General features: G+C 44.4%; 14 protein-coding genes. 5 read left to right on the top strand and 9 right to left on the bottom strand.

What is annotated here, in order from left to right; all coding sequences use genetic code 11:
• Positions 1–87 precede the first annotated feature (87 nt).
• From QZZ36_RS01390 to QZZ36_RS01380, 3 genes are read left to right on the top strand one after another with little or no spacing between them, the layout of a single operon-like run.
• Positions 88–600 carry a MotA/TolQ/ExbB proton channel family protein gene (locus QZZ36_RS01390; protein WP_295075561.1) on the top strand — a complete coding sequence of 171 codons (513 nt, stop codon included), beginning with the start codon at positions 88–90 and terminating at the stop codon, positions 598–600.
• A gap of 9 nt (positions 601–609) precedes the next feature.
• Positions 610–1,206, top strand: a complete 597-nt coding sequence (locus QZZ36_RS01385; protein WP_295075558.1) for a biopolymer transporter ExbD — start codon at positions 610–612, stop codon at positions 1,204–1,206.
• 10 nt (positions 1,207–1,216) lie between these two features.
• Positions 1,217–1,624, top strand: a complete 408-nt coding sequence (locus QZZ36_RS01380) for a hypothetical protein (RefSeq protein ID WP_295075555.1) — start codon at positions 1,217–1,219, stop codon at positions 1,622–1,624.
• 43 nt (positions 1,625–1,667) lie between these two features.
• Here the strand turns inward: QZZ36_RS01380 and QZZ36_RS01375 are convergent, their stop codons facing one another.
• From QZZ36_RS01375 to thyX, 6 genes are read right to left on the bottom strand one after another with little or no spacing between them, the layout of a single operon-like run.
• A complete protein-coding gene (locus QZZ36_RS01375) occupies positions 1,668–2,891 on the bottom strand; it encodes a U32 family peptidase (RefSeq protein ID WP_295075552.1) in 1,224 nt (407 codons plus the stop codon).
• Positions 2,878–4,407 (bottom strand): endolytic transglycosylase MltG, encoded by a 1,530-nt coding sequence (gene mltG, locus QZZ36_RS01370; protein ID WP_295075549.1) that lies wholly within the window; start codon positions 4,405–4,407, stop codon positions 2,878–2,880. The genes QZZ36_RS01375 and mltG overlap by 14 nt, the downstream gene beginning before the upstream one ends.
• Positions 4,400–4,960, bottom strand: a complete 561-nt coding sequence (locus QZZ36_RS01365; protein ID WP_295075546.1) for a 5-formyltetrahydrofolate cyclo-ligase — start codon at positions 4,958–4,960, stop codon at positions 4,400–4,402. Before QZZ36_RS01365 ends, mltG begins: the two co-directional genes overlap by 8 nt.
• Positions 4,961–4,962: 2 nt before the next feature.
• Positions 4,963–5,505 (bottom strand): DJ-1 family glyoxalase III, encoded by a 543-nt coding sequence (locus tag QZZ36_RS01360; protein ID WP_295075543.1) that lies wholly within the window; start codon positions 5,503–5,505, stop codon positions 4,963–4,965.
• A 13-nt stretch (positions 5,506–5,518) separates the two neighbouring features.
• On the bottom strand, positions 5,519–6,409 hold the full coding sequence (locus QZZ36_RS01355) for a phosphatidylglycerol lysyltransferase domain-containing protein (RefSeq protein WP_295075541.1): 891 nt from the start codon (positions 6,407–6,409) through the stop codon (positions 5,519–5,521).
• 2 nt (positions 6,410–6,411) lie between these two features.
• Positions 6,412–7,188 (bottom strand): FAD-dependent thymidylate synthase, encoded by a 777-nt coding sequence (gene thyX, locus QZZ36_RS01350; RefSeq protein WP_295075537.1) that lies wholly within the window; start codon positions 7,186–7,188, stop codon positions 6,412–6,414.
• A 223-nt stretch (positions 7,189–7,411) separates the two neighbouring features.
• Between thyX and QZZ36_RS01345 the strand changes: the two genes are divergently transcribed.
• Both QZZ36_RS01345 and QZZ36_RS01340 read left to right on the top strand, forming a co-directional pair.
• Positions 7,412–8,683: a hypothetical protein gene (locus tag QZZ36_RS01345; protein ID WP_295075534.1), complete on the top strand. Its 1,272-nt coding sequence runs from the start codon at positions 7,412–7,414 to the stop codon at positions 8,681–8,683.
• 140 nt (positions 8,684–8,823) lie between these two features.
• Complete coding sequence (locus QZZ36_RS01340) at positions 8,824–9,747, top strand: DUF4846 domain-containing protein (RefSeq protein WP_295075531.1); 924 nt, start codon at positions 8,824–8,826, stop codon at positions 9,745–9,747.
• A 104-nt stretch (positions 9,748–9,851) separates the two neighbouring features.
• Here the strand turns inward: QZZ36_RS01340 and QZZ36_RS01335 are convergent, their stop codons facing one another.
• The 3 genes from QZZ36_RS01335 to QZZ36_RS01325 all read right to left on the bottom strand — a co-directional run bounded on the left by QZZ36_RS01335 (position 9,852) and on the right by QZZ36_RS01325 (position 12,358).
• Positions 9,852–10,814, bottom strand: a complete 963-nt coding sequence (locus QZZ36_RS01335) for an ATP-binding protein (RefSeq protein WP_295075528.1) — start codon at positions 10,812–10,814, stop codon at positions 9,852–9,854.
• A 10-nt stretch (positions 10,815–10,824) separates the two neighbouring features.
• Entirely contained in the window at positions 10,825–11,808 is a 984-nt protein-coding gene (locus QZZ36_RS01330; protein ID WP_295075525.1) for a DnaD domain protein, read from the bottom strand.
• 106 nt (positions 11,809–11,914) lie between these two features.
• Entirely contained in the window at positions 11,915–12,358 is a 444-nt protein-coding gene (locus QZZ36_RS01325) for an HD domain-containing protein (RefSeq protein ID WP_295075523.1), read from the bottom strand.
• Between the last annotated feature and the right edge of the window lie 52 nt (positions 12,359–12,410).

Here is a 12,410-nt window from a genome sequence, read left to right as displayed (position 1 = left end):
CGCATTCAGCGGAGTTTTTTATTATTATTCGTAAAATATCTTGCATTTTGTCACTTTATGCTGTATAATAAAACGTGAGGTGATAATATGGGCTTCTGGTCAACATTTGGTCATGCGATCTCTCCTTATTATAATCTTATTATTTTTGCATTTGCTGTTGCTACCGCTATGATCGCGGTCAGTCTTCACCGTACCAGACAGTCGGTAGACAGTGAGATATACGACTGGGAAGCTTCCAGCGACGACCTGTACAATGTCGACAGGGTAGACAGGATTTTTGACAGCTACCGCAAGATAAACACAAGGTATACGCTGTTTGTAACGCTTATATCTGTTTTTCCGCTGCTTGGAATGCTTGGAACTGTCCTTGCGCTTCTCGGACTGGATATGTCCACTGCCGAAGCTATAAGCAATGCCAAGAACAATTTCTTCGGTGCGCTTACATCGACCGCCTGGGGCATAATATTTGCTGTTGTCTTCAAGATAGTCAATGCCAATTTTTTTGCCGACGTTGAGGATCTTATCCAGAGGCAGCTTGCTCTTATAAAAAGACTCAGGAAAAGCGGCATAAGTGAGCTGCAGAAGCAGATAAGACAGTAAGGTGAGCTTATGAAGGTTCGTGAGATCATACTTGATTTTACTTCGCTGCTTGATGTTATGATGATAATACTGTTCTTCTTTATCCTTTTCAGCAAGGCTGATGTCGAAACGGCGACTGAGAAGGCAAATCAGGCTCAGTCTTCATATAATACCATGATGGAAGAAGCTGAGAAAACAAAGCTGGAAAATGAAAGAGAGCAGCAGGAGTGGCGTGAAAAGGCGTCGGAAGAGTGGGACAGGATACTGTCAGCTGACGCTAATGCTGTCAATAATCAGAAGGCGCTTTCTGAGTATAATGCAGGTGCAGGGGTTTATTTCAATCTTCAGGGAGTTGAAAACAGTAATGTGTGGTCGCTGAGTGTCCTTTCAGGAACAAAGAAGACCGGAACCATCAGTTCGGAGGAGAGCCGTGATATCAGGGAAAAGATCAAGGATTGCCTGAAAAAGTCAGGATATTCTCCGGATGACGTAATTATCAGCACCCTTACATACGACGGGGATTCTTACGGTACAGAGACTGTAGTTCCGATGATAGAAAACGCTATAACAGATGTTCAGCGTGAATATAAAAGTCTTTATTTTACAACAATAAACATATCAAAGTGAGGTAATTACAATGAAAAAAATACTGGGTCTTCTGCTCATACTTATTATAGCTGCACTGATCTTCTTCCTTTTGTATTTCAAGGGATTCGGCGGATTCGGAAAGGATTCCGGTGAAAACAAGAAGGGTGAGACAAGCGTATCTCAGACCACCGAAAAAAATACAGTGGCTTCCACAGAGCCCACCACTGAAGAAAAGACTGAGCCGGAATCTGTAGATATAACTGTTTCTGGTCATGACTATCTTTTCAACAATGAAAAGCTGAGCATTGAAGCTCTTGCAGCTGAGATCGCAAAGCTCGGCAAGGAGACAAAGATAAACATCTCTTTCGATGATACAGCAGCAAAGAACACAATGGACGATCTTACGGACAAGCTTGATGAGCTTGGCTATAAGAACTATGAAAAGATATCAAAATAAACGATAAAGAAAAGGCTGATACAAAACGTATCAGCCTTGATTTTTATATGGTCTCTTTTCTTATAACAGTGCCTTTCGGGAAAACGAGCTCAGATCTGAAAGAAAACTTCATCATTGCGTGATTCGCGGTTTCGATCTCTTCGCCGGTTTCATCGTAAAGCTTATCGAGTGTGAGCTCCACAGGTCTCTGCGAGGGAGCGAGTATCTCGACCTTGTCGCCTGCAAAGAACCGGTTGCGCTGTGTGCAGTATACTATGCCGTTCTCACAGCATTCAACTACAGCAACTACATCATAGTTGCGTATATAGCCGCTGTTCTCGTAGTACTGTGATTCCTCAGGGACACCGAAGAAGAATCCGCTGCAGTATTTCCTGTGGCTGACTTTATAAACCTCATCTCTTATCCAGTCAGGAAGAACGAAGTTGTCCGGATTCTTGTAATAATGATCCACAGCCATTCTGTATGCGTTTGTCACCACAGTGACATAGTAAGCGGATTTTGCCCTTCCCTCGATCTTCAGGCTTGTAACTCCTGCCTTTGCGAGCTTGTCGATGTGTTCTATCATGCACATATCCTTTGAATTGAGGATATATGTGCCTTTTTCATCTTCAAAGACCGGGAAGAACTCATTAGGGCGCTTTTCCTCCATGAGATGGTATCCCCAGCGGCAGGGCTGTGCGCATTCGCCGCGGTTAGCGTCTCTTTGGACGAGGTACTGCGAAAGCAGGCATCTTCCGGAAAAGGAAACGCACATTGCGCCGTGAACGAATGTCTCTATATCAAGATCAGGATTTGTTTTGGCACGTATCTCTGATATTTCTTCAAGAGAAAGCTCTCTTGCGAGAACTACTCTTTTAGCGCCGAGGTTATAAAGCTCATTTGCGGTAACATAGTTTACAATGCCTGTCTGAGTGGAGATATGTATCTCCATGTCAGGGGCATATTTCTTTATAAGCATGAGAAGACCGATATCAGCAACGATCAGAGCGTCCACTCCTGATTCCACCGCTTCTTTTACGAATTGTTCAAAATGCGGTATCTCATTGTTCCGCGGAAGAGTATTGCAGGTAAGGTATACTTTTATATTGCGGGAATGAGCAGTCTGTACAGCTCTGCACAGCTGCTCAAAATCAAAGTTCATCGGTGAAGCACGCATACCGAACTCTTTTCGGCCGAGGTAAACAGCGTCAGCACCATAGTCTATTGCTGCATTGAAGCGCTCTTCGTCTCCTGCCGGAGCAAGGACCTCAAGATTATTCAGCCGCATTAGCTTCCTCCTGTGCCTTGAGTAATTCCTGTTCAGCTTCGTACTGGGCTTGTTCAGCCTTGACTTCCGCATCCTTTGCATTATGCTCTTCAAGCGTCTTTGTAAAGTATGTGATCTGTGTATAGATATTCGCAACGAAGTAGAAATCGTCAGTCTTCATCTTCATAAGAACAGCGTCTATAGCATCAAGACCGGGATTGGATATAGCTCCGGGAGGAAGGCCCTTGCTGATATAGGTATCATAGGCGTCGGTCATTTCCTTGTTTGAAACAGCAAGACGCGGTTTGATAACGTACTTGGCATAATTTGAGGTCGGGTCAGACTGAAGGAAGCCTGCGGTCTCGGCATCAGTTTTTTCAAGTCGGTTCCAGAAGACGCCTGCAACGTGATTCATATCATCACGGAAGGGTGCTTCCTTCTGAACGATGGAAGCAAGAGTAATGAGCTGATCCAGTGTAAGACCGAGATCTTTCATTTTCTTCAATCGGTCGTCGGAAGTGATCTTGTTATTGAAGTTGTAGTATATTTTCTGACATACCTGTTCGGGAGCCATATCCTTGGTAAAGGTATAGGTATCCGGGAAGAGGTAGCCTTCCATTCTCGCTTCGCCGAATTTCAGTCTGTTGGCAGTTTTGGGAAGCTCATCCTCGAAATCAAATCCGAAACCAGCCGCGTTGAAACGGTATATGAAGTCGCTTGCGTTGCATACGCCGGCTTCCTGCAGCTGATCGGCAGCCTCAAATATATTTATTCCTTCCTGAAATGTAATGGAGACAGCTTCCTTGCGCTCTTCCTCCTCGGCACTTGTGAGGTTTTTGAATATAGTTTCGTAAGCCATACTCGGACTGATGAAATGTTCACCTGCAAGGAAGTTATCAGCGTCATCCCTGAACTTTGCGAAGAGCTGGAAGCACTTGGGAGAATTAATGATACCTTCGTCATAAAGCAGATTTGAAATCTCTTCGGTCGTAGCACCCTCAGGAATGGTTATCATCTTTGTGGCATCGCTTTTTCCTATACCGAGAACGTCCTTGCCGAAAGCAATGATAACAAGGGAAAGACATATGGAAACAGCAAAAATGAAAACAGTCAGGATAAGTACGCCCGGAAGTCTGCTTCTCTGCTTTTTCTTCTTCTTTTTATGATGGGTATTGTTGCGCTTGACAGCAGAAGAATTGCGGACAGGCGCATAATCGCTCTGAGCGGGTTGAGCCTGCCTTGAAGGGAATGGCGGATGCTCATTGTTTTCAGGTGAAGCAGGGGCTTCATGGGAAGCCGCAGGCAAACGCCGTCTTACATGAGATGCCGCTGCCTGAGATGAAATATCCGGAACTGCGGAATGTTTTTCAGCAGGAGCAGGATCGTTTTTATTTGCTTCGGCAGAAGCCGGAGTTTCAGCGATCGTGGGAGCAGTATCCGGCTCCTGAGGGATCGCGGTTTTTTTTGCGTTCTCTGCTTTTTCGTTGTCGAGCTGATTGAGTATATTGTTGATAATATCGTTGTTATTATCATTCATTGCAGAGCACCGTCCTTTCTTCTGTTACAATAAGATCGACCTTTAGGTCGTGCTGCATGAGAGGCAGCTGCTGAACGATGAGCTCCTCATAGGCGAGGGCGATCGTATAAAGCTGTGGGTTGGCAAGAATGAACTCGTCATAGTATCCGCCGCCGTATCCGAGCCGTCCACCGTCCTCTGTAAAGGCAAGCCCCGGAATGATACAGACAGAGTTTTCAGACATTTCGGGCTGCGGCAGAGCGCTGTCGGGTTCGGGTATGCGGTACATTCCTTCATGGAGATCGGCGACCGATCCGATAAGATGGAACGTCATGGTTCGTTCCGGACCGCATTTGGGAAGAGCAACATTTTTGCCCATTTCTATAAGCTTGTCGATGAGCAGATATGTATCCACTTCTGAACCGAATGAGGCATACAGAAGGATATTGTCCGCTTCGAGTATTTTTTCCTCCTGCAGCAGACGTTCTGTGATATCCATATCCTTGGATACCTTGTCACGTATCTCTGCACGGAGATGTGAGAATTCTTTTCGCAGTTCTTTTTTATTATCCATAATCAGTCACATAAGATAGCATTACGCTGTCGAAGGCTTTCTTCCTTTGAATGAACTTTTTCAACGAGCTTGAGACCGAAATCGACAGCTACTCCGGCGCCCCTTGCGGTTATGAAGATGCCGTCCTCGGCAACGCTTCCGCTGCCTATTTCAGCTCCTTCGAGCTGCGTTTCAAATCCCTCATAGCAAACGGCTGTTTTACCTTTGAGGAGACCCTTGTGACCAAGTATGGAGGGAGCAGCACAGATCGCTCCGATGAATTTGCTGTTGGTCACGCAGTAGTCGATTGCAGCCTGAACATAATCGGATTTTTCAAGGTTGAGCGTACCGGGCATACCTCCGGGGAGCACGATCATTTCAAGCTCATCTGTCAGAGGAGCTTCCTGCGCGATAGTGTCAGGAACAACAGTGATACCGTGGGAACCGACGATGACATTGTCGCCGACGCCTACAGTAACGACTTTTTTTCCTGCACGTCTGAGCAGATCGATAGGTGCAATGGCTTCTGTCTCTTCAAAACCGTTTGCGAGAAAAACGTAGATCATTTTCTATATCCTTTCATTTAAAAGTAACTGTATATTTTTTCAGAAGAAAAGCCGGGTGATAGGAGCGTTTTGATCTGCGCAGTCCTTCAAGTCCGAGGTCTTCTTCACGGTTGACGTATTTATATCCGGCTGCGGCGGTTCTGGCAAAGCAGTTGTTTATGCCTGCATAAATGCCGTTGAAGCCGGTATCTGCCTTTTCGATATGAACGCAGAATGTATCATTGTTGAGCCTGTCTCCGATAGTAAAAGCCGCGATTTTTCCGTCTATGCGTATTACTCCGCCTTTCAGGGCAAGCTCGTCAAAATAGCTGAAATAAGTGTTTATGGCATACTGTTCGGCGATGAATGAATGGTCAGAGCCGGCTGATCTGCTGTTGTACTCCATAGTGCTGAAAGTTATACAGTCGTCGAAATCCTTTTCGGTCATTACAGAGAAATCTGCGCCAAGCTCGTTGAAGCGTGCTAAATGATTGCGCTTGCTGTGGTATTTCCTTCCTGGAAGCTCTGCAAGATCTGAGGTATAGTATATATAATCCCAGTCGCCATCGTCTGTTTCCGTTTCAAATCCACCGGGGAACAGTTCACCGAGCATTTCAAGCGAGGTGTCGGTGATACCTGCGACTCTCAGCGGTTTGCCCAGACTTTCCGAATATTTTTTCATTTCGCCGAGGACCTCTTTATAGCTGCCTTTGCCTGACGGAAGGAAAAAGCGTGGGATACCGTCATCTGAACGGAATGAACAGCAGATGTAGAAATCCTTGTAAAATGAGATCTTTGAATCGCCGAGCCGCTTCCATGCCATATTATTTGAGAAGCTGTACTCACAGCCCATGAACTGAGAGAACTCAAGCGCTCTCGTGATACGTTCCCTGTCTGTGATGTCTATGTCTCTGAATTCAAGCATTTTTATGCGTTGCCAGTTTTCATAGCCGAGAAGTATTCTCTGACTTCGTTTATCTTTCCGCAGGTCATTTTCCCTTCCGGACATTTGCCTTCGGCAACACAGGAAGGACCTGCGTGTGCAAACAGGTGAGGTGCTGTCTCAAGGCATTGCCTGAGCATTTCGTTTGCGACTGCCCTTATCTCCCACTGTGCCCGGTTGCAGCAGCGGTGGCGGAAGAAATTGAAAAGGGAACGCACATTCATAGTTACTACGATTTTTGTCTCGCAGGCGTTGGGGAGCACAAAACGTGCGTCCTCATTTGCGAGTTTTGACGCCTTGGAACGTGCAGTTTTTTCATCCATGCCCTGTTTTATGAATTCAGCTGTATGCTTTTCTGTAAGAAGAGCAGCGAGTTTTTCATAGCTTTTTGTGATCTCGCTGATGGTTCTGTCAAATTCTGACTTTGCTTCGGGAAGTTCAGCTATAGCGGGCGGTGTTATGAATTCAAATCCGTTTTCATTTACATATCGCTGACTTTTCTGCGAATAAGAAGCAATACGGTGTCTTACGAGCTGATGGCTGCAAGCTCTTGATATCCCTTCAATGCCGAAAGTAAAGCTTACGTGCTCAAGAACGCTTTCATGACCGATGGAAACGATCATATCAATGAAGCTTTCGACCTTGTCTTCGGTTAATCCGTCCCTGAGCGACTCTATATCACTGCTGGAATAGCAGAGCTTTGCTGCGGTGGCAACGAGTTTTTCAGCATCTGGAGTATGTGATAAGAGTTTGACTTTCAAATATGACACCTTCCTTATTTATAATAATGCACACATAACTATTTTATCATTTATGAATCTGTAAGTCAAGGAAATAACGTAAAAAATATTAAATATAATTTTTTAATTAAGAAATTTAGGTGATAAAACAGAAAAAATTTTCATTTTTCTATGGACAAATCAAATTTTTTGTTGTATAATAAAACAGTATTTGTAATCTACATTATATCGGAGGAATATACAAATGAATAAGTTTAACAGGTTTGCGGCAGCAGCGGCAGCATTTGCACTTGCTGCGGCATCAGCTTCATGCAGCGCTCCCGAAGCCATTACGATCGGCAAGAACGCTCAGACTGCTCTCACAGTTGACGGATATGAGGTTCCTGCTGGTGTGTTTATTTATAATGAGATATCTGCATATCAGTCAGCAGTATATGATCTCTATATGAAAAACGGAAAAGAACCGACAGTGGACGAAGTAAAGAAGGCTACCATCGAGCAGCTCGATTCTTCCAACTGGATACAGAGCAATGCGACGGATGCCTGCAAGGATTTCGTTGCCAATGAAAAGGAATTCGAGAAGATAGGCGGAGCTCTTACTGACGAGGAGCTTGCTCAGATCAAGGATATCCTTTCTTCAAACTCCGGTTCTGCAATGTTTACAGAAAACGGAGTAGGAGAGGAGTCGCTGAGAAAGATAATCGAGAATTCTTACAAGAAGGAAGCTATTTTCAAGCACTATTACGGAATTGATTCCGAAAAGGGCTGCACCGAGGACGAGCTCAAGTCATATTATCAGGACAAGACCACAAGAGTAAAGTATTTCGCTGTAAGCATGGTCGATGAGAACGGCGAGCAGTATGGTGCTGACGAGAAGCGTCGTCTCAACAACATGATCGATGATTATGTAAAGGAGATAAATGCCGAAAAGACTGACGCTGCCAAGCTCAGAAAGATCGACGAATGTGAGGAAGAGTACAAGGAGTATTCAGAAAAGCGCAAGGCTGAGGCTGACGCCAAGGCAGCCGAGGAAGCAGGTCTGACAACAACTACGACCACCACAACAACCACAACTTCCGGTTCGGCAACTACAACAACTACCACAACTGATCCTCATGCAAATGAGATCACTATTACAAAGTATACTACTACAACAAACGATCAGAACGACGCTGTTACCTCGACTACAACGACAGAATCCGACGAAGCAGCTGCAAGTGAAAAGGCTTACAGGGAATATAACGAGCATATCTTTTCAATGCCTTACAACAAAGCTGAAAAGTACCAGTATGATGATGATAACGTATATATTATCATCAGGGCGGATATAAAGGAGCGTATGACCGAGGACGATCTCTGGACAGAGAACACCATTAAATCACTTCTTGATGAACGCTATTATGAGGACTTTGAGAAGATGATGAAGGATATCGTCAAGAGCTACGATGTGAAGAAGAACAATACAGCATACAGAAAGTATAGTCCCTTCAAGCTCAGCCTTGATAATTTATATTGATCTGAAGCTTTAAAGACACATGAGCCATAGTATTTCCGATAGCATTATCGGGGATGCTGTGGCTTTTCTGTTGACACAGCAATAATTTAGTGTTAAAATAAATCAGAGCAATTTTACTCTTAAAGAAAGAAGAGATAACAATGGAAAAAGAAGTGAAAAAAAGCAAAAAAGACAGAAAAAGAACTGCCGATATCGTTATACTGCTCGTTTTGCTTGCAGTGCTGCTGACGGTCATATATTTCCGCGTTAACCCGAAATGGAAGGCTGCAAAGCTCGCGATCGAACCGGCAGGAAGGCATTATGAGATACAGTCCCTTGATCCGGACGGAACAACTCTTGAGACACGTATACTTACTCCTGAGGGTTATACACGGGTACCTGCCGCAGAAGACAGTTTTGCGGGATATCTGCGGAAATATCCTCTTCTTCCTGACGATATTAAGCTGCCTGTATACGACGGCTCAGCTATGGATTATACTGATTCAGCCGCTGTATTCGATATAAGTCTCGGAGACGAGGGCTATCAGCAGTGCGCTGACAGTGTTATAAGACTTTACAGTGATTATTTTTACGCGACAAAGCAGTATGATAAGATATCATTCCAGTTCTCAAACGGCGACGTATGTGACTATAACCGCTGGCGTAAAGGAAAAAGAATGCTTGCCATTGCAGGTTTTTCCTGTGAGATCCCCGCTGCTCTTCCTGATGACAGCGAACAGCAGTACATGAACTATCTGAAAGAGGTCATGCGCTACGCAGGAACACTTTCGCTGCAAAAGGAATCCGAAGTGATATCTTCCGATGAACTCCGTGTCGGCGATATTGTCTGCAATGACACTCATGTTGTTATGGTAGTTGACGAGGCAGTAAATGAAAAAGGGGAAAAGTGCTATCTTTTCGGTCAGAGCTTTATTCCTGCCGTATGCTTCCATATAATATCGAAAACAGAAGGTAATGTGACCACTCCGTGGTATACTCAGAAAGATATTGAAAAGGACTTGTTTGTCATTGGCACATTCCCGTTTGAAAAGAAGGATATCCGCCGCTGGAAGGACGGCTTTTAAAAGTCTGTGAGAATACCTGCAGGAGCAGCCTGAAGTTATTTTAGCAGCATAATAGCGAAAAAGCTCCCGGAAGCTGTTTGAAAATGCTTCCGGGAGCTGAACTTTTATGCGTTGTTTTTTCTTTTCTGGAGCCTGACATCCTCGCCCCTGAATTCAAGACAGGAATACATGGAAACTATCCTTGACATAACACGTTTATCATAACGTCTTGAAATTCCTTCAAAATCAAGATTTGTGCTTATGATCGAAGGCTTTCCGCAGTTGAGACGGGTATTTATGATATTGTATATCGTAGCGTTGTAAAAAGGAGACTCATATTCTGTGCCGATATCGTCAAGTATGAGCAGGTCGGTATTCATAACAAGGTCTATCATTTCAGACGAATGCTCATAGCTGAAATGTTCCTTTTCAATATTCCTGAGTATATTTATTGCAGAGTCATATATGACACCGTAGCCCTTTTCAAGCACTGTTTTTGCGATAGCAAGGGAAAGGTGGGTCTTTCCGAGACCTGTATGACCGAACATAAGAATGCTTTTTGAGTTCTCCGAGAAAGTTGCGGCATACTGCTTCGTGTATTCAAGGATATTCTTCATAGCCTGATAGTTTTCTCCGGAATAATAGGAGAGGGAGAAGCTGTCAAAGCTTGAAAGTTTGAGCTGTGAATTCTTGTTGAGTTCATCTGCGGCGAGCTTTCCGCAGAGAGTTTTTAAGCAGTCGCAGAAGTTACTGCCGTTATAGCCTCTGTCACAGCATTTCGGGCAGGTATAATGCATATCAAGGTAATCCTCTGGATATCCGTGTTCCTTCAGTATCTTTCTTGACATTGCCTGTGCGCCGAGATTGTACTGTTTCAGCTGCTCTATCTTCTGTGACACGTCCTTGCCTTTTCCGTTGGATATTATGGATATGAGCTCCTTTCCTGTGTTGAAAAGGACCTCGTTTATTTCGCGTATCTGAGGTATCTTATCATTGACATCGCGTATACGTGCTTCATTTTCGCTTTCAGCCCTGATACGTCTGTTATTTATTATAGACTGCGCCTTCTCGAAAATCTCGCTGTCCATTTTGACCTCCTTAATACAGGAATTTGTTTATAACGGACTTGTATTCCTCAATGTCAGAATCGCCGTTTCCGTTTCCGGAAGAAGAGTTTTTCTTTTTCTTCCTGAAATTTGTTTCTGCAGCCTTTACATCCTTGGCGGTCCTGAAACCGCTGTCGTTCCATGATACAAGGATCTTGTTTATATAGTCGAAGCTAAGTTTGTTTATCTGTTCAATAGTTTTTTCGTAGGCATAGTGTATGAGCTCAAGATCAAATCCGGCATTTTTCCACTGCTGAATGAATTCAGCTTGTTTTGATGTGGGACGGCGTGTCATCTCGAAGCACTTCATTATACCTGCTATGTAGTCTCTCGAAGCGCTCAGACGTTCTATTTCCTCCTGAGCAGCAGCCATGCTGTTGATATCATTTTCCGCCCAGTCGGCAGCGACCTTTTCAAAATAAGCCGTATTGGTCTTTTCGATTGAAGCGCAGTAGGTGAGCAGGGTGATGATGACTTCCTTTTTTAAGCCGAGGTGGTCGTACATCCAGATTATTGAGTTCATCTGTCCGTTTTTGAGAGTTCCGAGTATACCTTCGGAGATCTTGAAAAGCTCTCTTATATCCTGCGAGTCCTTCATAATAGCAGCTATTTCCGAGCTGCTGTAATTGGACTTATGGTCAGGAACAGCACTGGAAATATTCTGAACAGGTTCTGCTGTGACTTCGGGGGGCTGAGGATTTGACATCAGCGGTCTTACCTGTAAGGTATCCGGGCTGTTCTGAGGACTGAGGACGTTTGCCTGCTGCCAGAAAAGAATAGCCTCTTCAACTTCATCGGGACCAACGCCCGTATTGGACGATATCTCGTCAAGTGAACACATCTTTCCCGAATATCTCAGCAGATACAGAAGCACCTTTATTTGTCCGCCGGTGGCGAGTTTAAGAAAATTTTCCGCAACAATACCGGGAACGCCGAACATGGCTCCCCATATTCCGCAGTTTACCTTGAATTCCAAAAAAGACACCTCCGTAAAAATACTGCAAGAATCATTATAACATATTTCGTCAAAGTTGTCACCATGCAAATTGTACAATCAGTGACGAAAAATATCGTGCATTTTTTTATTTTCCTTCCGACAGGAGCGTTATAGCAGCGGCATATTTTTCGAGACGTTTTGCGGTTTCAGCGGACTCTGCAGGTTCTGTTCCGCCAAGACGGCTCATGTCGGAGTTATGCCTGAGATCCGCGAGCTTTACGGCTTTTGCTATTCTGTTTGTACCAATTTCCCTTACATAGTCGAAATAATCCGTGTTTTTGCTGTGAGTCAGCAGCTTTACCGCTTCTGTTACCTCAGAAGGGAATATGGCTTCAAGCTCCTTTAGTGTTACGTCCGTATCCTCGACGACGTCATGCAGCAGAGCTGCGCAGGTCGTATACTCATCGTTCATCTGCTCAGCAAGATGAAATGGGTGGAAGATATACGGAACACCGCTTTTGTCAAGCTGTCCGTGATGTGCGTCATAGGCGAGCTTCATAGCTTTGCGTGTAAGGTCGGTGTAGATCATGGATATGCGCTCCTTATCTGCTTTTTATATTATTATAACATAGCAGAAGGGT

The organism is Ruminococcus sp., from assembly GCF_016287535.1.
Lineage (GTDB): Bacteria > Bacillota > Clostridia > Oscillospirales > Ruminococcaceae > Ruminococcus.
The sequence above is the reverse complement of the archived record's forward strand: the minus strand, read 5'-3'. Positions and strand labels throughout refer to the sequence as shown.